The following is a 24718-nucleotide window of genomic DNA, read 5'->3' as shown; positions in this document are numbered from 1 at the left end:
CGCCCGGGCCGGCCGCGCCCTTCCATCGGGATGGACCGCCATGACCTCCGCCGAGCACCGCCCCGCGGCCTTCTTCGACGTCGACAACACCCTGACCCGCGGCACTGCCCTCTTCCGCTTCCTGGAGTACTGGTACGCGGCCCGGGGCAGACCTCCGCACGACGCCGTACGGGAACGGCAGCGGCTGAAGGCCATGACCACGGCCGGCGTCAGCCGGGAGGAGACCAACCGCGCCTACTTCCGGCTGCTGACCGGAGCCCCGGCCGCCGCGATCGCACGGTATGCCGAAGACTGGTTCCAAGCCGAGCTGGCCCAGGGCGCCTTCTTCCACGAGCCCGTCCTCCAAGCCCTGCACGCCCACCGCCGGGAGGGCCACCCGGTCGTCCTGGTCTCCGGTTCCTTCCCGGCGGTGCTCCTGCCCCTCCTGGAGCACTGCGGAGCGGATCATCTGCTGTGCACCGAGCCCGAGATCACCCCGGTCGCCCGCACCTACACCGGTCGGCTCGCCGATCGGCCGCACCAGCCGATGATCGGCGACGCCAAGGCCGCGGCCGTACGGGAACTGGCCGCCGCCCATCGCATCGATCTGACCGCCTCCACCGCCTACGGCGACCATGTCTCCGACGCCCCCCTGCTGTCCCTGACCGGCCGCGCCGTGATCGTCGGCGACGACCCGGACCTGCGGCGCCTCGCCGCCCACCACGGCTGGCACCGGCTGCCCAAGGCGCCCGCGCCCCTCGCCGTACCGCTGCCCGAACCGAACCCGTCCCCGCCAGGAGCACTGCTGTGAGGATTGCCGTCGTCGGCGCCTACGGAGCCGGTAAGACCACCCTGATCAGGGCCGCCACCGCCCGCACCGGGCTGCCCGCCGCCCATGGCACTCCCATGCGCGACCCCCACGGCAGTCGGCCCAAGCCGCTGGAGGAGGCCAGTGAATCCGAACTCATCCAGCTCGTCGTGCGCCGCCACGCCGAACGACTCCTCGCCGAGGCCGCGCACCCGGAGGGGTTCCTCTCCGACGGCTCCCTCCTCCACGAATGGGTCTACGCCACCGTACGGCTCGCCGTCGGCCTGCATCCCGGGAGCGATCGGGGACCGCAGCTCGTGACGGCCGCCCCCGACAACCCCTACCGCAGTGTGCTCGACCATCTGGGCCGGGAGTTCCTGCACCGCGCGCTCGCCTCGTACGACGCCTTCGTCCATCTCCCGGTGGCGTTCCCGCTCCACGACGACCCGCCGCCGATCGGCGAGCACTTCCGCACCCTCTCCGACCGGCTGCTCCTGGACACCCTCCACTCGTCCGGTGCCGCCGTCCACACGATCACCGGCGGCCCCGAGGAACGGCTCGACACGCTGCTCGACCTGACCCTGCCGGCCGTCCGGGCCCGCTGAGACATCCGGCTCGCGGTCAGCCGTTGGCGCGGACGAACACGGGCTCGAGGTGCTTCCGAGGGAGCGTGTCGGGGCTGTGCCCACGGATGTCGTCGCGGGCGACGCGCAAGGTTCGCAAACACCTTCCGGGACAGGGCACTTGCCGACCGCGGACAGCCGGTGGCCGGAGGTTCCGAGTCGCGGGCGATGTCGCAGGCGTACAGGCCGATACCGCCGCGTGCGCCGGGCCGCGTACCCGATGCCGGGTGATCTTCGGCCAAAGAATTTCGACGGGTATTCGACAGAGCCACCCGCAAAAACCCGGTGACAGCCGGACAGCCCCGGAGTCCTCCCTTGATCGTCAGGGGAGGGGCCGGGGCTTTGTCGTGTCGAGCGATGCTGGCCCTGACCAGCAAAAACGCCCTCCCGGAGGAGGGCGGAGACTGGGCGCCCCCGGCAGGACTCGAACCTGCGGCCAAGCGCTTAGAAGGCGCCTGCTCTATCCACTGAGCTACGGGGGCCGAGTGTGTGGCCTCTGTCTTGGGTGCCCGGGTGTGGGCCGATCCGTGACGTCGCCGGGGACAAGGATAGGGCTCCCGCATCCGTGTCCCTGTTGCTTCGCCTCCGTGGCTCGATGTGGAGGTTCGGTGAAGCGGTCCTGATAATCGCAGGCAGGTACGAATCGTGCATCGCTTTTGGCGCCACGCGCACCGGGTGTTGTGCACTCGTTATGCCTGGACTGTGCCCTCGCCCCAGTCGTCCCTTCTGCCCCTTGTGTCCGGTCGGCGCGCAGACATGCCTATATGCTTCAGAATTCCCCTAAAATTGGGCATTCTTCGCATGTGGTGACCTTGGACGTACGGCCTCAGCTGCTCGACGCACTCTCCGCCCTGCGCGACCGTGTCGCCGCCGCACGCTTCCCGCTGCCCCTGGCGGGGGCTCCACGCGCGCGTGCCAACCGCGACGAACTCCTCGCGCAGCTCGACGACTACTTGGTGCCCCGCCTGCGGGAGCCCGAAGCCCCGTTGCTGGCCGTGGTGGGGGGATCGACCGGGGCCGGGAAGTCGACCCTCGTCAACTCCCTTGTGGGGCGGCGCGTGAGCGAGGCCGGCGTGCTGCGGCCGACCACACGGACACCGGTGCTCGTCTGCCATCCGGAGGACCATCACTGGTTCAGCGGCATGCGGGTGCTGCCCGACCTCACACGCGTGTGGGTGCCCCATCAGGAGGCGGCGGAGGACCTGTTGCTCCCCGGCGAGGACCCCACGCGCGTCCTGCGCGTCGAGACCGCCGACACACTGCCCCGCGGCCTCGCCCTCCTCGACGCCCCCGACATCGACTCCCTGGTCGCCGACAACCGCGTCCTGGCCGCCGAACTCATCTGCGCGGCCGACATCTGGGTGATGGTCACCACGGCCGCGCGGTACGCCGACGCCGTCCCCTGGCACCTGCTGCGCACCGCCAAGGAGTACGACGCCACCCTGGTGACCGTCCTCGACCGCGTGCCGCACCAGGTCGTCTCCGAGGTGTCCCGCCAGTACGGCGCACTGCTCACCAAGGCCGGCCTCGGCGACGTACCGCGCTTCACCGTGCCCGAACTGCCCGAGTCCGCCTGGGGCGGCGGGCTGCTGCCGGCCACCGCCGTGGCGCCGCTGCGCACCTGGCTCGTCCATGTGACGCAGGACCCGGCGGCGCGGCAGCACGTCCTGGCCCGTACCGCGCACGGGGTGCTGAACTCCCTCAAGGCCCGCCTGCCCGAACTCGCCGGAGCCGCCGCCGCCCAGTACGCCGCCGCCCTGCGGCTCACCTCCGCCGTCGAGGGGGCGTACGACAGCGAGCACACGCGCGTGCGTGGGCGGTTGCAGTCGGGGGCCGTACTCGCCGGCGACGCGCTGAAGCGGTGGCGCGCGTTTCCGCTCGACTGCAGCGCCGGTGAACTGCTCGACGCGCTCGTGGAGAGCCTGGCCGCGCTGCTGCTGTGCGCCGTGACCGCCGCCGACGAGCGCGTGGACGACGCCTGGCGGCGCGAACCCGCGGCGGGCGCCCCGGAACTGGCGGACCGTGACCCGTCCCTGGAGAGCGCCGAGCACCGGATCGGGATGGCCGTACGGCGGTGGCGGCGGGAGCTCGAGGAGTACGCCGAGGACGAGGTGCGTGCCCTCGACCGGAGCGTGGCGCCCGACCCCGAGGCGGTCGCCGCCCTGGTCGCCACGGCGCTGCTGGGCGGGCGCCGGGCGCGTTCGGCGGGCGAGGGACTCGCCGAGCGGATCGGGGCGCACGGGGCGCTGCGGCTGCGCGACCGGGGCGGACGGCTGCTCACCGAGCACGTGGACCGGGTGATGCACACCGAGCGCGAACGCCGGCTCGCCCCCCTGGACGCCCTCGACGTCCACCCCGAGCCCCAGGCCGAGCTCATCGCCGCGCTGTCCGTACTGCAGAAGGAGAGGTGACCGGTGACCGCCGTCACTGACCAGGACCACACCGAGCACGCCGACCACGCGGGGGACACGGTGCCCAAGGACGACGACCGGGAGAACAGCCTCAAGGGCGAGAGCTCTTCCGGGAAGGGCCACCAGGAGGCCAACGGCGACGACAGCCACCGGGCGGAAGCCCGCGAGCACCACGCGCGCGTGGAGAGCGGCGACTCAGGCCGTACGGACTCCGGGCATTCCGGGGACACCAAGGCCTCAGCGGACCCCGCGGACTCCTGGGACGACGGGCTCATCGCTCGCCGGGTGACCGAGGGGGCCGCCGCCGAGCACGCGGCCCTGGCGGAGAGCCGGGCGCACAGCGCACAGTCCGCCGCCCCGCTCACGTACGACAGCACGCTCCGCTCGCGTCTCGTCGCCCTGCGGGAACTGGTCGGACTCTCCCGCACCCGCGTCGACAGCCGGACGCTCGCCGAGGCCGGACGGGTGCTGGACGAGGCGGCGGCGCGGCACAGGCTCTCCGGGCAGCACACCGTGGTCGCCATCGCGGGCGCGACCGGCAGCGGCAAGTCGCAGCTGTTCAACGCGCTTGCCGGAGTGCCCATTTCGGAGACCGGGGTACGGCGGCCCACCACCGCCGCGCCCATCGCGTGCAGTTGGAGCGACGGCGGCGCGAGCCTCATCGAACGGCTCGGCATCCCGCCGCGACTGCGCCGCCGCCCCCTGCAGAACGGCGACACCGACGCGCAGTTGCGCGGGCTGGTCCTGGTCGACCTGCCCGACCACGACTCCGCCGCGGTGCAGCACCGCCAACACGTGGACCGCATCCTGACGCTCGTCGACGCCGTCATCTGGGTCGTCGACCCGGAGAAGTACGCGGACGCCGTGCTGCACGAGCGCTATCTGCGGCCCATGGCGGGCCACGCGGAGGTCATGTTCGTCGTCCTCAACCAGGTCGACCGGCTGCCCGGCGAGGCCGCCGACCAGGTCCTCGACGACCTGCGACGGCTCCTCGACGAGGACGGCATCGCCCTGGGGGAGTACGGCGAACCTGGCGCGACCGTGCTCGCCTTGTCCGCGCTCACCGGGGACGGCGTCGGCGAACTGCGTGAGGCGCTGGGCCAGTTCGTGGCGGAACGCGGCGCCCCGGCACGCCGGATCTCGGCCGACGTGGACGCCGCCGCGGTCGGCCTGTGGCCGGTGTACGCCACGCGGCGGCGGACGGGGCTGAGCGAGGAGGCGCGCGACGAGTTCGCCGCCCGGCTCGCGGACGCGGTGGGCGCCACGGCCGCGGGCGAGGCGGCCGAACGGGCGTGGCTGCGCAACGCCAACCGCGCGTGCGGGACGCCCTGGCTGCGGCTGTGGCGCTGGTACCAGGACCGGTTGGAGCCGCAGACCGGGCGGCTGCCGGTGCGCGCGCAGCCCGATGAGGAGGCCACGGCACGTCAGCGCGTCGAGCAGGCCGTACGGACACTGGCGGACCGGGCCTCGGCCGGGCTGCCGGCGCCATGGGCGCAGGCGGTGCGCGAGGCGGCCGTACGGGGCTCTCAGGGGCTGCCCGAGGCACTCGACGAGCTCGCGGCGCGGGCCGGGCTGCCGCCGGGGCGCCCGCCGCGGCCGGGCTGGTGGCCCGCCGCCGTGCTCGTCCAGGCGTCCATGACCATCCTGCAGATCGTGGGCGGGCTGTGGCTGTTGGGGCAGATCATCGGGTTCATGGCGCCCAATCTCGGCGTGCCGGTGCTGTTGATGGTCACCGGCATCGTCGGCGGCCCGCTCGTCGAGTGGAGCTGCCGGATGGCGGCACGCGGCCCGGCCCGGCGGTACGGCACCGACGCGGAGCGGCGATTGCGGGAGGCGGCCGCCGGATGCGGGCGGGCCCGGGTGCTGGATCCGGTGGCGGCCGAACTGCTGCGCTACCGGGAGGTGCGGGAGCAGTACGGGCGGGTCACGGGGGTCGGAGCGACGGCGAGGTGAGCCACGGGCCGCGGCCGGGGGGCAGGTGAGACGGGGTGACGGTGGACCGGCCTCCCGAGGCTCACTCGTACGGGTGAGGGAGTTTTCCACAGGTCAGCGGTGGTCCACAGGGCTCGGCGGGCTCGGGCCGAACGGAGGCAGTCTGGTCGTGCGGCGATCGCGAGGACGTGATCGACGCGGCGGCGACAACGCGAGAAACGCGTGGTCGTCGTGGCAGACGCAGCCGTACGGGACGGGCCCGTGGGCATGTCCGTCCGGCCCTCCGCGGCCGGGCGAGGGAGGGGTTCACCATGAACGAGACGATCATCTGCGCCGTCGGCAACGTGGCCACGCGGCCGGCCTACCGGGAGACGGTGACGGGGCCGTCGGCGCGGTTCCGGCTCGCCGTGACCGCGCGGTATCTGGACCGGGAGAAGAACGTCTGGACCGACGGGCACACCAACTTCTTCACGGTGTGGGCCAACCGGCAGATGGCGGTCAATGTGGCGGCGTCGCTCAACGTCGGCGACCCGGTCGTGGTCCAGGGCAGGCTCAAGGTCCGTTCGGAGCAGCGTGAGGGGCAGAACTGGACCTCGGCCGACCTCGACGCGACGGCGATCGGACACGACCTCGCACGCGGTACGTCGGCCTTCCGGCGCCCGGTGCGGACGGAGACGGCGTCGGGCGTACCGGCACAGCAGCAGGACGAACCCAACTGGGAGACGGCACCCGGGGAGTCGGGGGTGGAGGCGGGGCAACGGGAGCCGGAACCCGCCGCTGTGACGTGATGTCAGACCAACGCCCGGGCTGACATGTCGGACAGCGCCCTGAGCCGACCGGATTGCGGCTTATCGACGAATGGGCTCCGAACGAGCGGGTGTATTTGTCGATAAGCCCTGCTCACAGGCCGTGTCGGTGATGTCTTGGCGATAACGATTCCGAGTCGGGTGGCTTGTGTGACGGTATGACCGGGAGGCTCGGTGCGTGGCTTCCCTAGGATGCCGGACATAGCTCTTGGGGCTTCTGATGCTGCTGATGTGACCACGCCCCCCATGTCAACGGTTCCTGCACGAAGGGGAATTCGTGTTTGCTTCGTTCTCAGCGCGGTGGACGCGCGGCCGAGGGACGTTCCGTCTCGCCGCCGCGACGCTGGTGTCCGGACTCGTGGCCGCCGGCGCGCTCGCCGGGGCGGGCACGGCGACCGCGCAGGAGCCGACACAGACCCAGGCCGGGGCGAGCGCCACGATAGGCGGCCTGAAGACGTACGGCGCCGCGGTGATCCACGATGCCACGGGGGACGTACAGGTCTCAGCGGGTCTGTTCGAGATGTCCGTCGACGGCGGCGGCATGTTGCAGACGTACTGCGTCGACCTCCACAACCCCACCCAGCGGGACGCGAAGTACCAGGAGACGTCCTGGAGCGGGACCTCGCTGGGCACCAACAAGAACGCGGGCAAGATCCGCTGGATCCTCGAGAACTCCTACCCCCAGGTCAACGACCTCGCGACGCTCGCCGCCGAGGCGGGCGCCAAGGGGCTGACCGAGCAGGACGCGGCGGCCGGCACCCAGGTGGCGATCTGGCGCTACTCGGACGGCGCCCAGGTCGACGCGGTCGACCCGCAGGCGGAGAAGCTCGCCGACTACCTGGAGAAGGCGGCCGTCTCCGTGCCCGAACCCCAGGCGTCGCTGACCCTCGACCCGCCCGCGGTCTCCGGCCACCCCGGCGAACTGCTCGGCCCGGTGACCGTGCACACCAACGCGACCGGGGTGACGCTGACGCCGCCGGCGGACGCGGCCACCACCGGGGTACGGATCGTCGGCAAGGACGGCAAGCCGCTGACCTCGGCGGTCAACGGCAGCCAGGTCTTCTTCGACGTCCCCGAGGACGCTGCGGCCGGCTCCGCCGAGCTGACCGTGCAGGCCTCCACGACCGTGCCGGTGGGGCGGGCCTTCACCTCCGACAGCCGTAGCCAGACGCAGATCCTGGCCGGCTCCAGCGAGTCCACGGTCTCGGCGACGGCGAGCGCGACCTGGGCGAAGAAGGGCGCCATACCGGCCCTGGCCGCCGCGAAGAACTGCGCCAAGGGCGGCCTGGACATCACGGCGGCCAACCAGGGCGACGAGCCGTTCACCTTCTCGCTCATGGAAGCCACGTACAGCATTCCGGCGGGCGAGTCGCGCACGGTGACGATCCCGCTGCAGGAGGACCAGCAGTACGACTTCACCATCACCGGGCCGAACGGCTTCGACCAGCGGTTCACCGGGATCCTGGACTGCCGGACGCAGGGCAGCGGGAACGGCGACGTGGTGCAGACCCTCGCCGAGCCCAGCCCCGCCACGGTGGGCGGCACCGCCGACGACGCCAACCTCGCCGCGACGGGTGGCTCCAGCGTCACCCCGCTGATCGCGGGAGTGGCCATCGGACTGGTGGTGATCGGCGGAGCGGCGCTCGTCCTGGTGGGAAAGAAGAACGCGCCCACGGGGGAGTAACGCGCCCACGGGGGAGTGAGGGGCGGGCAAGATGACTTCATGACCAAGTCATCCGTACCGCCCGTGCAGCAGTCCACCTGCTCCGGTTCCGTGCTGTCCCTGTGGTCGCAGGACTCCGTGCTGTCGATCGGCTCGGTCGGCTCGGTCCTGTCCATCGGGTCCGTCGGGTCGGCCCTGTCCTTGGGCTCCATCGGGAGCGCGCTCTCGGCCGGCTCGATCGGTTCGGCGCTGTCGCTGGTCTCGGCGGGATCGTGGCTGAGCACGGGTTCCGTGCTCTCGGCCCAGTCGCGCTGGTCGGTCCTGTCGTGGCGTTCCTCCCGGGCGTTCCGCTCCGCGGGGGTCGCCGGGGCCGCCGGGGTGGTGGTGGCGACCGCCCTGCTGGCCGCACGGGCGACGCGCAAGGATTGAGTGACGTAGTGACGTAGCATGCACCGACCCGAGAAGGGCCCGAACTCGTGATCATCTTTGGCACCAAGGGATACCTGTACCAGCTCGCGATACTGACGCTGGTGTGCGGGCAGTGCGGCAATCCGGCCGCCCACACGCTCAGGAAGCGCGTCATGAAGTTCACGCTGTTCTTCGTGCCGCTGTTTCCCATCTCGACGAAGTACGCGACGCAGTGCACCTTCTGCGGCGCGGAGCAGAAGCTGAGCAAGAAGCAGGCCGAGCAGCTCCAGGCCCAGGCCGCGGGCGCCCCCGGCGCGCCGGCGTACGGACAGCCGCAGCAGCCGTACCAGCACCCAGGTGCCTGACGGGGAGGGGGCGATCTGATCTCCCGTGGACCCGCCGACCAGCCACTCCTCGAGGGCGATCCCCTGGAGCCAGAGATCTCCTTTGGCCTCGTCGTCGGTCACGGTCCCGGCCTCTCCTGCCAAGGCGCGAAAACTCCCAGGTCAGGTCCTCCCGGCCATACGCGTTTCCGCCCAGGGGTGGCGGTACGGCAAGATGGGGTGTTACTTACCGCCGCAGGGCATGAAACAGCCCCTCACCAGCGGTTCTTCCACCGATGAGGGGCCGTGTCAGGCGGCTTGGGCCGTCTCTGGGCCGTCGTGAGCGTGACCGGCGGCCCGGTACATCGCGGAGATGGCTTTCCGGGTGCGCGTCTCGCTGGACGGCATGAGGTGCGTGTAGACGCGGAGCGTGAACCCCGGATCGCTGTGACCGAGGTAGAGGCTCAGTGCCTTGATGCTCTCTCCGGCGTCCAGGAGGACCGAGGCGTAGAAGTGGCGTAGGGCGTGCATGCCGTGTTCGCGGGCTGGTGCGTACCGCTGCCCCTTCTCGGGAACGGGGATGATCCCGGCGGAGGCCAACGCGGGCTTCCATGACTGGTCGTTGAACCCCTGGCTCCAGATGGCGGAGTCGACGCCGTTCGTGAAGACCAACCGGTGCGTGACCTTCGGGCCGTCCGGCCGGAGCCACGGCAAGGTGACGTCGACAGGCGGGAACAGCTTCATGTGCTCCTCCAGCGCGGCCGAGACCTCGGGATCGAGGGGGACGTCACGGAGCTTGCCGCGCTTGGGTGGGGCGAAGACGAGCGTTCCGCGAACCTTCTTGACCTGTTGGCGGACGTAGAGCCAGCCAAGGTCACCGATGTTGTCGACTGCCAGCCCGAAGATCTCACCCTGTCGCAGGCCGCACCCGGCGCCGACGTCGACCGTGGCCTGGTAGCGGTCGGGCAGCCCGGCCCGTACGCCGAACACCTGCTCAGCGGACCACGGATGGACGCGTGTCGGCAGGGGACGGGGTGCCTTGACCGATCGGGCTCGGCAGGGGTTCGAGGCCAGCAGGCGGTCATCTACGGCCGCGTTGAGCACCGAGGAGACCGCGTCGAAGATCAGGCGTCGGTACTGGGCTGACGACACGGCCCCTTCGAGCTGGCGGCTCCACTCGCGGATGTGCTCCGGCTGGAAGGAACCCACGGGGCGCGTACCGAGGTAGGGAAGCGCGTGAAGCCTCAACCGGCCTTCCACGGCGGCCCGGCTCGTGAGTTCAGTCGTGAGCGCGGCCAGCCACTTTTCCGCGTACTCCCGGAAGGTGATCCGTGCCGCTCGCGGGTCGATGTACTGCCCGCGCGCCATGTCCGCTTCGATGTTGGTCAACCAGGCGTCGGCCAGCCGCTTTTGCTTGTCGGGGAAGCCCTTTGACTTCTCCGTCCCGTCCGGGGCGACGTAGCGGGCGCGGTATCGCAGGCCCGTGCCATGGCGATCGGTCTTGACCTTGCGGGTCTTGCCGTCCGGGCCGGTCTCGGTCTTGTACCAGCGGTCTTGGATGTGTCCAGCCATCAGGCAGCTACCCCCTCACGCTGGGAGTCCACCCAGGCCCGTACGTCCTCCGGGTCGAAGCGGAGATGCCGGCCGACGCGGAAGCCGCGGGGACCGGTGCGCTTGCGACGCCATTGGTAGACCGTCTCGACGCTGGGGAGCTTGAACATCACGACCAGGTCGTCAGGAGTCAGGAAGCCGTCCGGCAGCTCCGATGCCATGGTCACCCCTCCCTCTCGTCGACGAGCGTGCGCAGCTCTTCACGGGCGGTTTCGCGGTTGAGTTGGAGGTCGCGGGCGATGGTGGTGGCGAGGGCGGATTCGCCGGGGGTGTGGCCGTGCCCGGCGTATTGCCAGTCGGCGAGCACGAGGACGGTGTCCGGCTCGCGGTCGTCCAGGCCGAGCACGTCACGCTCTTGGGCGGCGCGATAGTCGGCGCGGGCCCGGCGGAGGGCGCCGAGGGTGGTCGAGTAGCGGCGGGACTTGGAGCTGAAGTGGCCCCGGAAGCCGAGCATGTGAGCCCAGGCCCAGAGGCGACGATCCGGGTAGATCGGGTCGAGGGTCTTGCACGCTTCGATCAGGCGGCGGGTGTGGTCGGGGACCTGGTGGCGGTCGAGTTCGGAGAGTTCGCCGATGCGGCGGTCGAGGGTGCCGGTGTTCTCGGCGGCTTTGGTGGCGTACTTGGCGACGTAGGAGGCGACGGCCTGTTCGGTGATGTCGGAGCCGTCACCGAAGGCCTTAACGGGGCGTACGTCGAGCTGTGTGCCCCAGCGGAAGGTGCGGGCGGGTTGGTCGTCGGCGGCCGGGACCGAGACCGAGGTGTAGGAGTGCGCGACGGCGGCGCGGATGGCGTCGGTGAGGAGGTCGGTCGTGGCCCAAACGGGTGGGGGAGTGTCGGGGCCGTCCGGGCCGTCGAGGCGGATCACGGCATGGAAGTGCAGGGCACCGCGCTTCTGGAACTCGGCGACCTTGCCGTAGGAGACGCGGGCGTGGTCGGGGAGTTCGCTGCGTGTGAGTCCGGCGCGGACGGCTATCTCGCGGCGCAGGCGGGTGGTGAAGCGCTGCCAGAGGTCGCCTGCGTGGTTGTTGAAGAGGACGGCGCCCGCGTAGTCGTACGTCGTCGGGTCGAGGGCCGTGCCGAGGTCGGGAGCGTCGGCTGGGTGGCGAGTTCCGCAGCGGCAGACGCCTCGGTCGGGGCGGTTGTGGACCGGGCCGAAAGACGGGGCGGTGAAGGTCGCGAAGACGCGGGGGTGGTCGCGGACGGTGCCGGGGATGTCGCGGTCGTCGTCTCCGGCCAGGCCCGCGCGTATGAGGTGGTAGGTGTCGCCCGCGTACGTCCAGGCGCAGGCCGGGCAGCGGGAGGCGCGGCGGTTGCCACAGGCGACCCGGAGGCGCCCGCCGGGTTCATTCTCGGTGGAGTAGTGGTGCAGGGTCTCGCCGGTCGTCTTGTCCTTGTGTAGGACCCAGCCGCGCAGGTGGATCGGGTCGGCGCAGCCGCCGGTACGGCGGATCTGGTCCTGCCAGCGGTCGAAGTCGGAGGCCGAAGCCACCCTCAGCAGGTCGCCGAGGGTGATCGGGTCGAGCAGCTCGTCAGACACGGGCACCCTCCCGCATGCGGCGGGTGCGGGTGACGCCGAGACCGTTGCAGGCCGGGCAGTGCGCCGTGATGGTGCGCAAGTGGCCGTGCCGGTCGCGGCCGCCGAGAGTGATGGCGGCGGAGGCGAAGCCGTCGCAGTTCGGGCAGATCCGGGCGGTCGTACTCGTGGCTGGGGTGGGGCCGGTCATGATGGAGGTTCCTTCCGGTTCAGTGGATCGGGTAGGGACGGCGCCCGGAGCGGACGAAGTTGGCAGACCGATGCCGCTCCGGGGGCCGGTCAGCGTCGCTTGGCCTCGGAGGCCAGCAGGGAGCGCAGGACGACGGCGCAGACGGCGACCGAGACACCGGTGATCGCCACGGCGAGCAGCAGCGAGACGAGGACGGCGCCGACGACCAGGACCACGGCGGTGCCACCGCCGACGAGGGCTACCACGGTGCCGGGCGTGAGCTGAACCACTGGTCGGGATGGCGCCGGAGCCGCCGGGGCGGGCGGCGGAGTCTGGGCGGCCGGGGCGACGGCGGTCGGCTCGACGACGGCGGGCGGAGTCACGCGGCCGGTCGGCGTCGGCATGGTCGGGATCTTCGGGCGGAGCATGGGTGAACTCCCTTCTGGAGTGGGCTACTTGACGAGGGCGTTTATGGCGGGGGCCAGGACACTGTCGGCGAGGAGGAAGCCGCCGAGCAGCAGGACGGCGATGAGCCAGGCGGGCGGGCGGATGAGCTTGACGCCGAGGTAGCCGACGACGAGGAGGGCGAACCAGAGCGGGACGTCCATGGCGGTCTCCTAGCGGACGCGGCAGCGGTGGGTGCGGGCAGCGAGCTGGGCGGCGGTCTGGCTGGTGTAGTCGGCGGACCAGCCGCAGCGATCGGCGCTGCACACGGCGGCATGCTTGGTCTGGCCGTTGCGGTCGCGGTGGGTGCCGATCTGCACGGGGCCGATCTGCATCAGCGAGTGGAAGTGGTCGCGAGCGGGCATGGCGGGTGGTTCTCCCTTCTGATCAGGCGAGTTGGGCGGCGATGGCGTCGGCGAGGTGGGGCGGGACGCCGAGGCGAGCGCGCAGGGTGTCGGTGTCGATCGGGGAGCCGGTGCGGGTCTGGTGGTCGTCGGCGACCTTGCGGGCGTGGTCGACCAGCGCGGCCGGGACCGCCGGGGCAGGGTCGGCGGCCGGAAGGGCCGGGGCCTCGTCGGCGGCCGGGACCGGCTCCGGATCCGGGATCGGTTCGGGTTCGATGTCGGGCGCGGGGGCCGGGGCTGCGGGCGCCGGCGGAACCGGCACCCGGTCCCCGGCCGGAGTCGGCGAATGGGCGAGGAGCGTGCCCCCGAGGAAGGCGAGGGCGGGCCACCCGGCGACGCCGAGGCGGAGCAGGGCGGGCGGGTTGGCCAGGTCGAGGAATCCGGCGGTAGCGACGTTGGCGCCGAGCGAGGCGACCAGGGCGACGAGGAACCAGCACCAGGCCAGCCGTGACGGCCCGTCGGAGCGAAGCCGTCGCCAGGCGGCGACCAGCAGGAGGTCGACCGAGACCGGGTAGGCCCAGGCCTTCCAGCCGGACTGTCCGGCCGCTGCGGCGAGGTCGTGCAGGTGGGCGAAGGACAGCGCTCCGGCGATCACGGCCTGTACGAGCACGGCGTCCGGGCGGATCGAGCGGGACACGGTCACCACCCCTCGCCGGGGTACTCCGGGCCCTCGTTGGGGTCGTAGCCGGGCGGGAACAGGCCGGGCGGCGGCTCCGGAAGCGACGCGGCCAGGCACGGGCCCACGGTCTCGACGAAGTCGAGGTCTGCGGCGAAGCTGTCGGCGTAGAGAGCGAGTTGGCCGAGCATCACCACGGTGCGGGCGAAGTCCTCGCAGTAGGGGCACATGGCGGGTGATCTCCTTCTTCGGGCATGGCTCGGGTAGGGACCTGGCGCGAGACGGGCGCGCCGACCGTGGAACGGGAGAGATCAGACAGAGGCCGGGATGGACTCGACAGCCGGGGCATCCACCGGCTTGAGGCTGCGGAGCGCGGGCCGGAAGGGGGCCAGGGCGGGCAGGTCGGGGGTGCGGTCGGCGTGCCGGTTGCAGGTGTTCACGGCCTGCCGCAGCGAGGTGTGCGGAGCACGGATGCGGTGCCAGCCGCCCGTCGAGTCGCCCGCGATGGCGACGCCGCGCATGTCGGCGGGGATCTGGATGGCGGCGATGACGGCGTCCGGAGAGATGTCGCCGAAGGCCATGTTGGCGCTGGATTCGTCGTTGACGCGGTGTGCGGTGCGACCGGTGAGCTGGGCCCGGAGCATGGTGATGCCTTTGCCGAGTTCGGAGCCGAAGCGTTGCCCGCAGATCTCCAGGTAGATCCCGGAGGCACGGCCGAGCTGGGCGAGGCGGGCGAGCGCGGTGATGATCCGGTCCCGGCGCTTCTCCTCCTCCTTGTTGGCGAACAGGGCTAGTTCGGCGACCTCGTCGACGAGGACCACGATCGGGGTCGGTCGTAGGTCGGCGGGCAGGTCCCAGATGTCGGCGGCGATGTCCGCGTCCGGGACGTCGGCGGTGATGCGCTGTTTGGCGCGGATGAGCTGGTAGACGCTCTCCATGTGGGTCACGAGCGCGTCGAGCAGCTCGGCAGCGGTGTCGGGGTTGTCGGCGAGTGCGGAGAACCGGCGGGCCAGCGGGAAGAGTTCGACGCCCTGCTTGCAGTCGATACCGACGAGGGCGACGTCCATCGGAGCCAGCCCGGCGACCAGGTTGCGCTGATAGACGGACTTGCCGGACTCGGTGGCACCGAGGGTGAGCGCGTGGGGTATCGCCCGGTAGTCGCGGTAGTGGACGGCGCCGTCCTCGCGCAGGGCCACAGGGACCCGCATCGGCGCAGCGTCGGTCTTGGCGGGCATCTGCACCCGCTTGAGGACGTCGTAGCCGGTCATCCTCAACTCAACGACGCCGGACCGGAGTTCACGCGAGGTGACGCCGTACATCGAGAAGGAGTGGCGCAGCCGGTCGGAGGCGGCGGCGATGTCGAAGGCGTCCTGTCCGGGCCGGAGCTTGAGCCGCAGGACCAGGCCGGTGCGGGTGGGCCGCAGCCGCAGGATGCGCGGCGGGCGGGACTCCGGCACGGGCCGGTTGGTGACCCGAGCGAGAGTGAGACGCCAGCGCGAGGGCGGGACGGTCAGCCCGCACGCGTCCATGACCGAGCCGTACCGGACCAGGACGCGTGCCATGGCGAGGGTGACCCCGAAGGTCAGCCAGTACCAGGCGGGGCGCCGCCACCGCAGGAGACCCGCAGCGGCGACGACCAGCACCAGCGCGACCATGAACCAGGTCATGGTCAGGCCGCCTTGGGCTTCGATGCAGCAGCGGCGAGCGAGGTCACGGCAACCGCGCGGAAGGCGATGCCGTGCCGCTTCTGGCCGTTGAACTCGTTCTCCCACGGCCGGGCGATCAGACCGGTCAGCGCGACCGGCGTACCCATGCCCAGCTCACCGGAGATGCCCGGCTCCGGGACGGTGATGGACAGGATCTCGACCTCGTCGTTGGCCGCGAACATCACGTCCACGGTCATCATCTTCGCGCCGGTCTCGGCGTCGGTGGCGATTTCGCCGGTACGGCGGTCCTTGACCTTGGGCTGCGGGGTCTTGGCGACCATCACGGTCGCGGCGGAGGTGTCGACGGGAATCTGACGCACAGCAGATCACTCCTGTAGAGATGCTGGACTCCGTCACTCATGTATATGAGTGATATGAAGAAGAGTGCCTGACTCCTGTACATGAGTCAACCGGGCGCGAAGAAGAACTCGCGACGGGCTGCGGAGAGTTGAGCGCGCGTCAGTCGGCGGCGGGGATCCGGTACTCGAAAACGAACTGGTCAGCGGCCATGAGCGTGTCGCAGACCTCGACCACGAGACCCTCGGTCGTACGGGCCTCACGGATCAGGTGAACTACCGGCGCACCGGGGCTGAGCGCCAGCTCGGATGCCTCCGCCTTGGAGGCCGGACGCGCCTGCAGCGTCTCGACGAACTCCGCGAACTCGTGTCCGTGGTCCTCGAGTCGGGCGTAGATGCCACCGCCGCCGGGGTTCTCGGCGAACAGCTCCGGGATCTCCTTGACGACGTCCCACGGGAGGTACGACGTCGCGGTCTCGACGGGTGTGCCGTTGCGGAAGTAGAGCCGCCGCCGGGCGAGCACCTGGGTGCCGGCGGGGACTCCCAAACGCTGGGCAGCATCCTCCGGGGCCTCCATCGGGCCGATGTAGAGGACGCTCACCTTGGCCGTGGCGCCGGACTGTGCGGACTCGGCGAGGTACGCGGCCTTGCCGCCCTGGCGAAGCGAGCGCCGGAAGCGATCGGAGGAGCGGTGCCGTACCGGCGGCCGATCCTTCACGATCGAGCCCTTGCCGTGCCTGGTCTCGACGAGTCCGCTCGCGCGCACCTCGACCATGGCCTTGCGGATCGTGCCGCCGGAGACGTTGTAGCGCTCGACGAGTTCCGACTCGCTCGGCACCATGTCACCAGGCTTGATGATGCCCGCCCGGATCTGCTGGACGATCTCCTCGGCGATCTGTACGTACCGAGGTACGGACCGCTCTCCTCCTACTGCGGTTCCCATAGTCCTTCTCTGCCTCCTATGCTCCTGTACATGAGTACATCACGGGAAGCAAGGTCGTCGATGCCGCTGCACTCCGTATCTGTGGCCGGAGTGGTGGTACGCGATGACGGCCGCCTCCTGGCGATCCGCCGCGCCGACAACGGCACTTGGGAGCTCCCCGGCGGCGTACTCGAACTCGACGAGACCCCCGAAGCGGGTGTTGCCCGCGAGGTCTTGGAGGAGACCGGCATCCAGGTCGAGGTGGACGAGCTCACCGGCGTCTACAAGAACACGACCCGAGGCATCGTGGCCCTGGTCTTCCGCTGTAAGCCCTCCGGCGGCATCGAGCGGACATCGAGCGAGTCGACGGCCGTCGCATGGCTCACGCCTGACGAGGTCGCGGAGCGCATGGCCGAGGTCTTCGCGATCAGGCTCTTGGACGCCTTGGACGGCAACGGCCCGCACGTACGGAGCCACGACGGCAAGCGCCTCATCTCAGCGGGATAAGACTTTCCCTACTTCATCAAGGCCCGCGCACGGCGCGGGCGCGCGCCGCCTCGACGGCGCGGCCTGCCTCTGTCTTCGCCCCGGCTGGCCGCGCCAAGGCGGCGCGCTGGCGAGCTGCGGGCATGAGATGGGAGACACCCTCTGTGGCTGGGGCGGTCGGCTCCGCGACTTTAGCCAGCCACTTTGGCGCGAGCCTCGAAGATCATGGCCCCAACGTCGTGCTTTAACGGGCAGGTCCACAGACTGCCCGACGCGCCGGAAGCTTACGGGGCCATGATCACTCGCGCCAAAGCAGCTCCCGGCCAAAGTCGCTCCACCGACCTCGGATTTTCGTCAGCAGTTCTGGTCCAGCATCGTAACGATATGCTCAATCGTGGTTATGGCGTCGAGCGCATCAGTCGACGTGATTGGCGTGGTAGTGCCCCCTGGCAGTGGATCGAGGTCGCATTGATGCACTATTCGATTTCGCCGACTTACGACCACACCCAAGGCGGTCTTCTGTGAGTGGGCGTCGTTGGGGAAAGCTGTCGACCAGATCTTTGGAATCCCCACCATTGAAAGGGCTGACGCAATGTCATCTGGGCGCTGGTATGTTTCAAGCCCGAGGCGCTCTGCCACGTAAGTGCGAGCGGCCAGCTCGATAGCGGCACTTCCGGATGGCCCTGCTGACATAATCTGCCCGATAGTCGCGAAGCTCAAGCCGACTTTCGACGACGCGGCAACTTTGAGTCGTCCCATCAAGATGTCGACAGCGCGGTCAAGCACCACACCGTGGACGTATGAATCTAGAGCGGCTACGGCATGCACCAGGGCCGATCGAAAGTGATCTTCGCCTCCTATGAGGCCATTCGTGATCGATGACAGTGACTGTCCGATCCCTACCAGGTCACGCGCACGCTTTATCTCTCGCTCGAATTCAGGGAAGCGGCGAGTTGCCATTACGCTTCCTGCTCTGTCAGCGACTCCACGCGACTGGCCAAGCTGTCGAAAGTGTCGCGGAACTTCTGGATATTGACAGCTGTGAGTTCCCACACGCTGCCGCCGCGCCCGACGTCTTGCTGTGTAAGCTCGAAGACAGGCTTTCGACTTTGTTGCGAGTTGGCAATCAGTGTATTGAAGTCCGGAATTGACGCCAGCCTGTAAGGAGGCTCTTCCCCTACGCCGCTGTAGAGCGAGTCGTCGAACATTAGGTTGCTGGATCGTAGGGCAGGGACCAATGTGTCCTTGATGGCGCCGTCCAGGGCGTCGAAGTATTCCTGGAAGGCGATTGTGGGGGCCCCATTCTTGAGGCGATACCGCTGCACGATCGTGCCCAGGAACTTCAGCTTCGGACGAGGGAATACATAGTCGGCCTTTGCTAGGGCATCCAACTCTGCGGCACGTTCTGCCCAACGAATCCATTTCGGCAATACGCGAGCCAGGGAATCCATTGCCATGACAGAAAATACGTCTGGGCTTGCCGGGACGATGAAGTAATCGGAAATGGATACGAGGTTTTGGTTAATGGAGCCAAGTCCCGGACTCAAGTCGAGGATTACGTAATCTGCCTTGTATTTCTCTGCCGTGATTTGAAATAGGTGAGAGAAGCTACCCGGCAGGTTCTTGAGTGCTTGGATTGATTCAGAGAGTTGCTGGGCAACGCCGAGAGAAACTTCGTCCTCAGCTAGTCCAACGTGTCCAGGAATGAGAAACAATCCGTCCCGTCCGGAAACCGGTACGCACTCTACCGGGACGAGAGGGCGAGGGCGAGACTGGAAAGCCGGGTCAAGGGCGTCGCGAAGGTTCTGATTGGGGTTCTCCAGGTAGAACTTGTCGAGCGCGTCGACTTGAGTGAGATCCAAAACCATGCCTGTGAGATTGCACTGTGGATCCGCGTCGACCATGATTACAGTCTTTCCCCGCTGAGCAAGCATCCAGGAAAGGTTGAAGCACGTGGTCGTCTTGCTTACGCCACCCTTGTTATTAAACATGGCGATGATCTTTGCCACGGGTCCCCCCGTAATTCGCGACTCAGGTTATGAGTCTTGGCGCGGCTCGTCCGGTTATCGTAGCCCTGGTTGCCGGTCCTAGCGCGGTGAAACCAGAATTCTGTCTGTGGACTCGTGTGCGGCTGTTGACGGGCTGGGCTGCCCACCGCAGGCCCGCGCGACGTCGTACGCATGGGCCCAACGCCCTGGTGTGGCTAGATCGCTCCCTTGTGGGTGCTTCCTCCGCCTGTCACACAGTTGATAGGCGGACGATCGGGGGAGGGGCGCTGCATGGCTGGAGCAGATGACAGGCGGGGCAGGCCTTCGGCTTGGGCTGTGGAGCGGTTCGGGCAGCAGGCCGGCAGGCTCGCTGAACTGGTCCCTGTACAGCTGGCCAAGGCGCATGCGAAGGCTCACGCCACGCATCTCACGGCTGGGCTGAAGAAGCGAAGTCCGTACGGGGTCACTCTCGCGGAGGCTGTGCGCGAGAACCTGGCCGACATGGCGCGAGAGCTCGGTGAGTCTGTGCGTGACGTACGCGGATACGAGTACGCGGTGATCAACGAGCACGCCCTCTTCCCCTATAGATACGCGGACCGGCCGAGGGCGCTCGATCGTGCCCGACTGCCCTCCAATGCTTCCCCTACGCGGCGGCGACTGTTCCGGGCGCACGGACCGCAGTCGCCAGAGGGACTGTTCGAGCTCGACGACGACCTCACGACGGAGGAGTACGTCGACCTGCACGAGGCGTTCGAGGAACTCGGAGCCTCCACCAAGCTCGTATGCGTGTTCTTCACGGCCGACGTGGAGGGGGGTATCCACGTCATCTACTGGGGAGAGGCTCACCTCGAACCCGACCGCACGTTCACGTGGCCGTACAGCGAACAGCTCCCGATCGCTCCCGTACCCCTGGAGTGATCGCAGGGCTGTCGCTGCCCGCCCGTGCACAGACGTGAGACGGCTGTTGCCTGGGCCGTCCCTGGGCCGTCCGACGCCCCCCGAGGGCACTCGACGACGACCGACAGTGACAGTCGAGCCACGGCCGCCAGCAACGAACCCCCAGGTCAGAGCCGCCCGACCATACGCGTTTCCCCCCAGGGGTGGCGGTCAGGCAAGATGGGGTGTATCTGCCCACTGCCAGATTTCAAGCTGCCGGACGGTTTCTCTTGGCTGAGTTCATTTACACCATGCGCAAGACGCGCAAGGCGCACGGCGACAAGGTGATCCTCGATGATGTCACCCTGAACTTCCTGCCGGGAGCGAAGATCGGTGTCGTCGGTCCGAACGGGGCCGGTAAGTCGACGGTTCTGAAGATCATGGCGGGTTTGGAGCAGCCGTCGAACGGTGATGCCTTCCTGTCGCCCGGTTACAGCGTCGGGATCCTGCTGCAGGAGCCCCCGCTGAACGAGGAGAAGACGGTCCTGGAGAACGTCCAGGAGGGTGTCGCCGAGATCAAGGGCAAGCTCGACCGGTTCAACGAGATCGCCGAGCTGATGGCCACCGACTACAGCGACGCCCTGCTCGACGAGATGGGCAAGCTGCAGGAGGAGCTGGACCACGCCAACGCGTGGGATCTGGATGCCCAGCTGGAGCAGGCCATGGACGCGCTCGGGTGCCCTCCCGGGGACTGGCCCGTGACCACCCTCTCCGGTGGTGAGAAGCGGCGTGTGGCGCTGTGCAAGCTGCTGCTCGAGGCCCCCGACCTGCTGCTCCTCGACGAGCCCACCAACCACCTCGACGCCGAGTCGGTGAACTGGCTGGAGCAGCACCTCGCCAAGTACGCGGGCACCGTCGTCGCGATCACCCACGACCGGTACTTCCTCGACAACGTCGCCGAGTGGATCCTCGAGCTCGACCGCGGGCGTGCCTACCCGTACGAGGGCAACTACTCCACGTACCTGGAGACCAAGCAGACCCGTCTGAAGGTCGAGGGGCAGAAGGACGCCAAGCGCGCGAAGCGGCTCAAGGAAGAGCTCGAGTGGGTGCGGTCCAACGCCAAGGGGCGGCAGGCCAAGTCCAAGGCGCGTCTCGCCCGGTACGAGGAGATGGCCGCCGAGGCGGAGAAGATGCGGAAGCTGGACTTCGAGGAGATCCAGATCCCGCCGGGCCCGCGGCTCGGCAGCATCGTCGTCGAGGTCAACAACCTCAACAAGGCCTTCGGCGAGAAGGTCCTCATCGAGGATCTCTCCTTCACGCTCCCGCGCAACGGGATCGTCGGCGTCATCGGTCCGAACGGCGCCGGCAAGACCACCCTCTTCAAGATGATCCAGGGTCTGGAGACCCCGGACTCCGGCACCATCAAGGTCGGCGAGACCGTCAAGATCTCCTACGTCGACCAGAGCCGCGAGAACATCGATCCGAAGAAGACCCTCTGGGCCGTCGTGTCGGACGAGCTGGACTACATCAACGTGGGCCAGGTCGAGATGCCCAGCCGGGCCTACGTGTCCGCCTTCGGGTTCAAGGGCCCCGACCAGCAGAAGCCCGCCGGCGTGCTCTCCGGCGGTGAGCGCAACCGGCTCAACCTCGCGCTCACCCTGAAGCAGGGCGGCAACCTGCTGCTCCTCGACGAGCCGACCAACGACCTCGACGTCGAGACGCTCAGCTCCCTGGAGAACGCGCTGCTAGAGTTCCCCGGCTGCGCCGTGGTCGTCTCCCACGACCGGTGGTTCCTGGACCGGGTCGCGACCCACATCCTCGCCTACGAGGGCGACTCCAAGTGGTTCTGGTTCGAGGGCAACTTCGAGTCGTACGAGAAGAACAAGATCGAGCGGCTCGGCCCGGACGCGGCGCGTCCGCACCGTGCCACCTACAAGAAGCTGACCCGGGGCTGATCGGTCTTGCGCCACATCTACCGCTGCCCCCTGCGCTGGTCGGACATGGACGCCTACGGCCATGTCAACAACGCCGTCTTCATCCGGTACCTGGAGGAAGCCCGTATCGACTTCCTGTTCCGGCCGGAGAAGGACTTCAAGCAGGGGTCCGTGGTGGCGCGCCATGAGATCGACTACAAGCGCCAGCTCGTCCACCGGCACCACCCGGTGGACATCGAGCTGTGGGTCACGGAGATCCGGGCCGCGTCCTTCACCATCGCCTACGAGGTGAAGGACGACGACCTGGTCTACGTGCGCGCCTCGACGGTGGTCGTGCCGTTCGACTTCGAGCACGAGCGGCCGCGCCGGCTCACCGCCGAGGAGCGCGAGTTCCTCAGCGAGTACCGGGACGACGACGAGGCCGTCGCCGCATGACGGTGCTCCACCTCGCCGACGAGGGGGAGGCCGCGGACCTCGCGGCCTTCCTCTCCCGGCTGCTGCACTACGACCGCGGGGCCGCTGTCCGTCTGCAGGCCGCCGGCACCGCGCTGGCCGTCTTCGGGCGGCCGCCGTCCTTCGAGGTGCTGGCGATCCGCGCGGTGCGGCTCGCGAAGCCGTACGAGAACGGGCTGGACGTCACCCTGGACGTGACCGTCTCCGCGGGTGAACTCCTGGAATCCGTGGACGAGTCGGCGGCCACGGCCGTCGTCCCGGACGCGGTGACCGGGCCGCCGTGGGCGGGAGTGCTGCCCCCGCGCGGTGGCTGGCGGCCCGAGCCGGGACTGCCGGCGCCGGACGCGCTGCGGGCCATGGTGTCCGCCGCGGTCGCCGAATTCCGGTCCCGGACCGAGGAGTTGGCGCCCGAGCGGCGTAACCGGGCCGAACTCGACCGGATCGGGCGGGAGATATGGTCCCGCACGGCCGGAGACACCCACCTTCCGGTACGGGCCGTGCACGCGGCCCAGTCCCTGGGGTTCCTGCGCGCCGGGGGCACCGAGCCGGCGTTGTTCTCGTCGGGGGCGTGGCTGCGGCTGCGGACCCCGTACGGGTCGATCGCCGTACGGCGGGCGGGACTCGGCGCGCTCGACGTCAGCGTCCGCTGACCGTCCACCGCCTCACTTCCGGTCGCTGTCGTCCGGCCATACGGCGATGTGGTCCGGTTCCAGTTCGAGGGCCACGCGGTCGCGCATGCCCAGGGCCTGTGTGTACTCGGCCGGGAGCTGGAGGCGGCCGGCCCGGTCCAGCATGGCGTACTCGCGGGCGACCACCGTCTCGTGGCCGGTCGTCTCGTCGACCTCGCTGCGGCGCAGGACCTCCGTGGAGGTGCGGCCGTCGCGGATGGCGACCGTGCGGCGGACCTCCCCGGCCACGGCCTGGTCGTGGGTGACGATCACGATGGTCGTGCCGAGGCGCTCGTTCGCGGTGCGGAACGCGGCGAAGACCTGCTCGGCGGTGTGGGAGTCGAGTTCACCGGTGGGTTCGTCGGCGAGCAGGACCGCGGGGTCGTTGGCGAGGGCCACGGCGATCGCCACGCGTTGCTGCTGGCCGCCGGAGAGCTGGTGCGGGCGGCGGTCCGCGCAGTCGGGGATCTCCAGCAACTCCAGGAGTTCGAGGGCGCGTTCGGCCTGCTTACGGCGCTTGCCCGGGCCGGCCAGCTGCATCGGGAGGGCGATGTTCTGGGCCGCGGTGAGGTAGGGGAGGAGGTTGCGGGAGGTCTGCTGCCAGACGAAGCCGACGGTGCTGCGGCGGTAGGTGAGGCGGTCCTTCGCGGTCATCGTGAGGAGATCCTGCCCGGCGACGCGGGCGGCTCCGGCCGTGGGGGTGTCGAGGCCGGCGAGGATGTTCATGAGGGTGGACTTGCCGCTGCCGGACGCGCCCACCAGCGCCATCAGTTCGCCCTCCCGCACGAGGAGGTCGAGGCCTTGCAGCGCCTGGACCTCGATGCCGTCCGTGGAGAAGACGCGGACCAGCCGGTCGCAGGTGATGAGCGCGTCCTGGCCGTAGACGGGCTGCTCACGGGCGGACCGGGCGCGGGCCGCGAGATCGGCGAGGGTGGGGTCGGTCCCTGTCATCACACGCTCCCAGCTGTCGGCGTCGGTATCCGAAGGGCACCACTCGTCATCCGAAGGCCACCACTCGCCGTCCGAAGGCCACCGCTCGTCATCCGAAGGCCACCACTCACCGTCCGAAGGCCACCGCTCGTCATCCGAAGGCCACCACTCATCGCGCATCCCCCGCCCGCAACTCTCCGACCGTCCCGCGCCGCCCCGTCCACCACGCCTGGACTCCCGCCACTCCCACCGTCACCAGCACGATCGTGACCGCCGGGAGGACCAGGGAGAAGACGTCCGTGCGCAACGCCGCGTCTCCGACCGGGGCTTGGTGGCCGGCCACCGCCACCGTCGTCAGGTCCAGCCCCGGGGACAGGAGCCGGATCGTCGCCCAGCCCGTCAGGGTTCCGCCCAGCGCCGCCAGCCCCGCCTGCGGCAGGGACTCCAGGACGAGCAGACGACGGCCGGCGGAACGGGGGAGGCCCATCGTGCGCAACCGCGCCAGCAGGGCCGTGCGTTCGGGGGACGTACGCAGGAGCGTGAGGAGGAGGGACAGGACGGCGTAGCCCGCGCCCGCCGCCACCGCCGCCGTGTAGACGTGTTCCGCGCCGGACTGGAGCGGGGAGTCGGCGTAGCGGGCGCGTTCGGCGGAACGCAGTTGCAGCGGCGCCGAGGTGCCGACGGCCCGGCGCAGGGCGGGGACGTCGAGGTGGGAGCCGGTCAGGAGG

Annotated in this window: 28 protein-coding genes, 1 tRNA gene and 1 pseudogene; 14 read left to right on the top strand and 16 right to left on the bottom strand. The window is 69.6% G+C overall.

What is annotated here, in order from left to right; translation table 11 throughout:
* Window positions 1-40: 40 nt before the first annotated feature.
* Window positions 41-790, top strand: coding sequence for an HAD family hydrolase (locus tag GRC12_RS06440; RefSeq protein ID WP_208778099.1), 750 nt, complete (start codon window positions 41-43; stop codon window positions 788-790).
* Window positions 787-1392, top strand: a complete 606-nt coding sequence (locus GRC12_RS06435) for an AAA family ATPase (RefSeq protein WP_208778098.1) — start codon at window positions 787-789, stop codon at window positions 1390-1392. Before GRC12_RS06440 ends, GRC12_RS06435 begins: the two co-directional genes overlap by 4 nt.
* A gap of 427 nt (window positions 1393-1819) precedes the next feature.
* Here the strand turns inward: GRC12_RS06435 and GRC12_RS06430 are convergent.
* A tRNA-Arg gene (locus GRC12_RS06430) sits at window positions 1820-1892 on the bottom strand.
* 321 nt (window positions 1893-2213) lie between these two features.
* Between GRC12_RS06430 and GRC12_RS06425 the strand changes: the two genes are divergently transcribed.
* The 6 genes from GRC12_RS06425 (at window position 2214) to GRC12_RS06400 (ending at window position 8995) form a co-directional block, all read left to right on the top strand.
* Window positions 2214-3821 carry a dynamin family protein gene (locus GRC12_RS06425; RefSeq protein ID WP_208778097.1) on the top strand — a complete coding sequence of 536 codons (1608 nt, stop codon included), beginning with the start codon at window positions 2214-2216 and terminating at the stop codon, window positions 3819-3821.
* 3 nt (window positions 3822-3824) lie between these two features.
* Complete coding sequence (locus GRC12_RS06420) at window positions 3825-5774, top strand: YfjP family GTPase (RefSeq protein ID WP_208778096.1); 1950 nt, start codon at window positions 3825-3827, stop codon at window positions 5772-5774.
* A gap of 290 nt (window positions 5775-6064) precedes the next feature.
* A complete protein-coding gene (locus GRC12_RS06415; RefSeq protein ID WP_208778095.1) occupies window positions 6065-6541 on the top strand; it encodes a single-stranded DNA-binding protein in 477 nt (158 codons plus the stop codon).
* A gap of 295 nt (window positions 6542-6836) precedes the next feature.
* The gene (locus tag GRC12_RS06410) at window positions 6837-8243 is read left to right on the top strand and encodes a Cys-Gln thioester bond-forming surface protein (protein WP_208778094.1); all 1407 of its coding nucleotides are present in this window, start codon (window positions 6837-6839) and stop codon (window positions 8241-8243) included.
* Window positions 8244-8282: 39 nt separating this feature from the next.
* Window positions 8283-8651, top strand: coding sequence for a hypothetical protein (locus GRC12_RS06405; RefSeq protein ID WP_208778093.1), 369 nt, complete (start codon window positions 8283-8285; stop codon window positions 8649-8651).
* Between the two features lie 47 nt (window positions 8652-8698).
* Window positions 8699-8995, top strand: a complete 297-nt coding sequence (locus tag GRC12_RS06400) for a zinc-ribbon domain-containing protein (protein WP_208778092.1) — start codon at window positions 8699-8701, stop codon at window positions 8993-8995.
* 267 nt (window positions 8996-9262) lie between these two features.
* On the opposite strand, the gene GRC12_RS06395 is transcribed toward GRC12_RS06400, so the two are convergent.
* The 12 genes from GRC12_RS06395 to GRC12_RS06340 form a co-directional block, all read right to left on the bottom strand.
* Window positions 9263-10525, bottom strand: a complete 1263-nt coding sequence (locus tag GRC12_RS06395; RefSeq protein ID WP_208778091.1) for a tyrosine-type recombinase/integrase — start codon at window positions 10523-10525, stop codon at window positions 9263-9265.
* Window positions 10525-10725 carry a helix-turn-helix transcriptional regulator gene (locus GRC12_RS06390; protein WP_208778090.1) on the bottom strand — a complete coding sequence of 67 codons (201 nt, stop codon included), beginning with the start codon at window positions 10723-10725 and terminating at the stop codon, window positions 10525-10527. Before GRC12_RS06390 ends, GRC12_RS06395 begins: the two co-directional genes overlap by 1 nt.
* A 2-nt stretch (window positions 10726-10727) precedes the next feature.
* Entirely contained in the window at window positions 10728-12101 is a 1374-nt protein-coding gene (gene repSA / locus GRC12_RS06385) for a replication initiator protein RepSA (RefSeq protein WP_208778089.1), read from the bottom strand.
* A complete protein-coding gene (locus tag GRC12_RS06380) occupies window positions 12094-12288 on the bottom strand; it encodes a hypothetical protein (protein ID WP_208778088.1) in 195 nt (64 codons plus the stop codon). Before GRC12_RS06380 ends, repSA begins: the two co-directional genes overlap by 8 nt.
* Window positions 12289-12377: 89 nt before the next feature.
* Window positions 12378-12695, bottom strand: coding sequence for a SpdD-like protein (locus tag GRC12_RS06375; RefSeq protein ID WP_208778087.1), 318 nt, complete (start codon window positions 12693-12695; stop codon window positions 12378-12380).
* Window positions 12696-12719: 24 nt separating this feature from the next.
* Complete coding sequence (locus GRC12_RS06370) at window positions 12720-12875, bottom strand: hypothetical protein (RefSeq protein WP_208778086.1); 156 nt, start codon at window positions 12873-12875, stop codon at window positions 12720-12722.
* A 9-nt stretch (window positions 12876-12884) separates the two neighbouring features.
* Window positions 12885-13076 (bottom strand): mobile element transfer protein, encoded by a 192-nt coding sequence (locus GRC12_RS06365; RefSeq protein ID WP_208778085.1) that lies wholly within the window; start codon window positions 13074-13076, stop codon window positions 12885-12887.
* A gap of 22 nt (window positions 13077-13098) precedes the next feature.
* Window positions 13099-13752 (bottom strand): DUF2637 domain-containing protein, encoded by a 654-nt coding sequence (locus GRC12_RS06360; RefSeq protein ID WP_208778084.1) that lies wholly within the window; start codon window positions 13750-13752, stop codon window positions 13099-13101.
* A 2-nt stretch (window positions 13753-13754) separates the two neighbouring features.
* Complete coding sequence (locus tag GRC12_RS06355; protein WP_208778083.1) at window positions 13755-13961, bottom strand: hypothetical protein; 207 nt, start codon at window positions 13959-13961, stop codon at window positions 13755-13757.
* An 81-nt stretch (window positions 13962-14042) separates the two neighbouring features.
* Window positions 14043-15398 carry an FtsK/SpoIIIE domain-containing protein gene (locus GRC12_RS06350; protein ID WP_208778082.1) on the bottom strand — a complete coding sequence of 452 codons (1356 nt, stop codon included), beginning with the start codon at window positions 15396-15398 and terminating at the stop codon, window positions 14043-14045.
* Window positions 15399-15400: 2 nt separating this feature from the next.
* Window positions 15401-15757, bottom strand: coding sequence for an SCO3933 family regulatory protein (locus GRC12_RS06345; RefSeq protein ID WP_208778081.1), 357 nt, complete (start codon window positions 15755-15757; stop codon window positions 15401-15403).
* A 139-nt stretch (window positions 15758-15896) separates the two neighbouring features.
* A complete protein-coding gene (locus GRC12_RS06340; RefSeq protein WP_208778080.1) occupies window positions 15897-16676 on the bottom strand; it encodes a GntR family transcriptional regulator in 780 nt (259 codons plus the stop codon).
* 18 nt (window positions 16677-16694) lie between these two features.
* On the opposite strand from GRC12_RS06340, the gene GRC12_RS06335 reads away from it, so the two are divergent.
* The gene (locus GRC12_RS06335) at window positions 16695-17162 is read left to right on the top strand and encodes an NUDIX hydrolase (protein WP_208778079.1); all 468 of its coding nucleotides are present in this window, start codon (window positions 16695-16697) and stop codon (window positions 17160-17162) included.
* A 273-nt stretch (window positions 17163-17435) separates the two neighbouring features.
* Window positions 17436-17666: a hypothetical protein gene (locus GRC12_RS06330; protein WP_208778078.1), complete on the top strand. Its 231-nt coding sequence runs from the start codon at window positions 17436-17438 to the stop codon at window positions 17664-17666.
* A 434-nt stretch (window positions 17667-18100) separates the two neighbouring features.
* Here the strand turns inward: GRC12_RS06330 and GRC12_RS06325 are convergent, their stop codons facing one another.
* Window positions 18101-19150: a ParA family protein gene (locus tag GRC12_RS06325; RefSeq protein ID WP_208778077.1), complete on the bottom strand. Its 1050-nt coding sequence runs from the start codon at window positions 19148-19150 to the stop codon at window positions 18101-18103.
* Between the two features lie 270 nt (window positions 19151-19420).
* On the opposite strand from GRC12_RS06325, the gene GRC12_RS06320 reads away from it, so the two are divergent.
* The 4 genes from GRC12_RS06320 to GRC12_RS06305 all read left to right on the top strand — a co-directional run bounded on the left by GRC12_RS06320 (window position 19421) and on the right by GRC12_RS06305 (window position 23042).
* Entirely contained in the window at window positions 19421-20047 is a 627-nt protein-coding gene (locus GRC12_RS06320; RefSeq protein ID WP_208778076.1) for a hypothetical protein, read from the top strand.
* Window positions 20048-20295: 248 nt separating this feature from the next.
* Window positions 20296-21960, top strand: a complete 1665-nt coding sequence (gene ettA, locus GRC12_RS06315) for an energy-dependent translational throttle protein EttA (protein WP_208778075.1) — start codon at window positions 20296-20298, stop codon at window positions 21958-21960.
* 6 nt (window positions 21961-21966) lie between these two features.
* Window positions 21967-22374: an acyl-CoA thioesterase gene (locus GRC12_RS06310; protein ID WP_208778074.1), complete on the top strand. Its 408-nt coding sequence runs from the start codon at window positions 21967-21969 to the stop codon at window positions 22372-22374.
* A complete protein-coding gene (locus GRC12_RS06305; RefSeq protein WP_208778073.1) occupies window positions 22371-23042 on the top strand; it encodes a hypothetical protein in 672 nt (223 codons plus the stop codon). The genes GRC12_RS06310 and GRC12_RS06305 overlap by 4 nt, the downstream gene beginning before the upstream one ends.
* A 12-nt stretch (window positions 23043-23054) precedes the next feature.
* Here GRC12_RS06305 and GRC12_RS06300 read toward each other — a convergent pair whose 3' ends face one another.
* Complete coding sequence (locus tag GRC12_RS06300) at window positions 23055-24011, bottom strand: ABC transporter ATP-binding protein (protein WP_208778072.1); 957 nt, start codon at window positions 24009-24011, stop codon at window positions 23055-23057.
* A gap of 148 nt (window positions 24012-24159) precedes the next feature.
* Window positions 24160-24718, bottom strand: a pseudogene (locus tag GRC12_RS06295) (ABC transporter permease); the annotation flags it as partial.

The sequence above is a fragment of the Streptomyces griseorubiginosus genome, from assembly GCF_017614965.1.
Lineage (GTDB): Bacteria > Actinomycetota > Actinomycetes > Streptomycetales > Streptomycetaceae > Streptomyces > Streptomyces griseorubiginosus_B.
This window is presented reverse-complemented; position numbering and strand designations above follow the sequence as displayed.

Coding starts and splice junctions, on each gene's coding strand:
- GRC12_RS06440 (WP_208778099.1), top strand. CDS start 41: ATGACCTCCGCCGAGCACCGCCCCGCGGCCTTCTTCGACGTCGACAAC.
- GRC12_RS06415 (WP_208778095.1), top strand. CDS start 6,065: ATGAACGAGACGATCATCTGCGCCGTCGGCAACGTGGCCACGCGGCCG.
- GRC12_RS06405 (WP_208778093.1), top strand. CDS start 8,283: ATGACCAAGTCATCCGTACCGCCCGTGCAGCAGTCCACCTGCTCCGGT.
- GRC12_RS06395 (WP_208778091.1), bottom strand. CDS start 10,525: ATGGCTGGACACATCCAAGACCGCTGGTACAAGACCGAGACCGGCCCG.
- GRC12_RS06390 (WP_208778090.1), bottom strand. CDS start 10,725: ATGGCATCGGAGCTGCCGGACGGCTTCCTGACTCCTGACGACCTGGTC.
- GRC12_RS06380 (WP_208778088.1), bottom strand. CDS start 12,288: ATGACCGGCCCCACCCCAGCCACGAGTACGACCGCCCGGATCTGCCCG.
- GRC12_RS06375 (WP_208778087.1), bottom strand. CDS start 12,695: ATGCTCCGCCCGAAGATCCCGACCATGCCGACGCCGACCGGCCGCGTG.
- GRC12_RS06370 (WP_208778086.1), bottom strand. CDS start 12,875: ATGGACGTCCCGCTCTGGTTCGCCCTCCTCGTCGTCGGCTACCTCGGC.
- GRC12_RS06365 (WP_208778085.1), bottom strand. CDS start 13,076: ATGCCCGCTCGCGACCACTTCCACTCGCTGATGCAGATCGGCCCCGTG.
- GRC12_RS06355 (WP_208778083.1), bottom strand. CDS start 13,961: ATGTGCCCCTACTGCGAGGACTTCGCCCGCACCGTGGTGATGCTCGGC.
- GRC12_RS06350 (WP_208778082.1), bottom strand. CDS start 15,398: ATGACCTGGTTCATGGTCGCGCTGGTGCTGGTCGTCGCCGCTGCGGGT.
- GRC12_RS06340 (WP_208778080.1), bottom strand. CDS start 16,676: ATGGGAACCGCAGTAGGAGGAGAGCGGTCCGTACCTCGGTACGTACAG.
- GRC12_RS06335 (WP_208778079.1), top strand. CDS start 16,695: ATGCTCCTGTACATGAGTACATCACGGGAAGCAAGGTCGTCGATGCCG.
- GRC12_RS06330 (WP_208778078.1), top strand. CDS start 17,436: ATGATCACTCGCGCCAAAGCAGCTCCCGGCCAAAGTCGCTCCACCGAC.
- GRC12_RS06320 (WP_208778076.1), top strand. CDS start 19,421: ATGGCTGGAGCAGATGACAGGCGGGGCAGGCCTTCGGCTTGGGCTGTG.
- GRC12_RS06305 (WP_208778073.1), top strand. CDS start 22,371: ATGACGGTGCTCCACCTCGCCGACGAGGGGGAGGCCGCGGACCTCGCG.
- GRC12_RS06300 (WP_208778072.1), bottom strand. CDS start 24,011: ATGACAGGGACCGACCCCACCCTCGCCGATCTCGCGGCCCGCGCCCGG.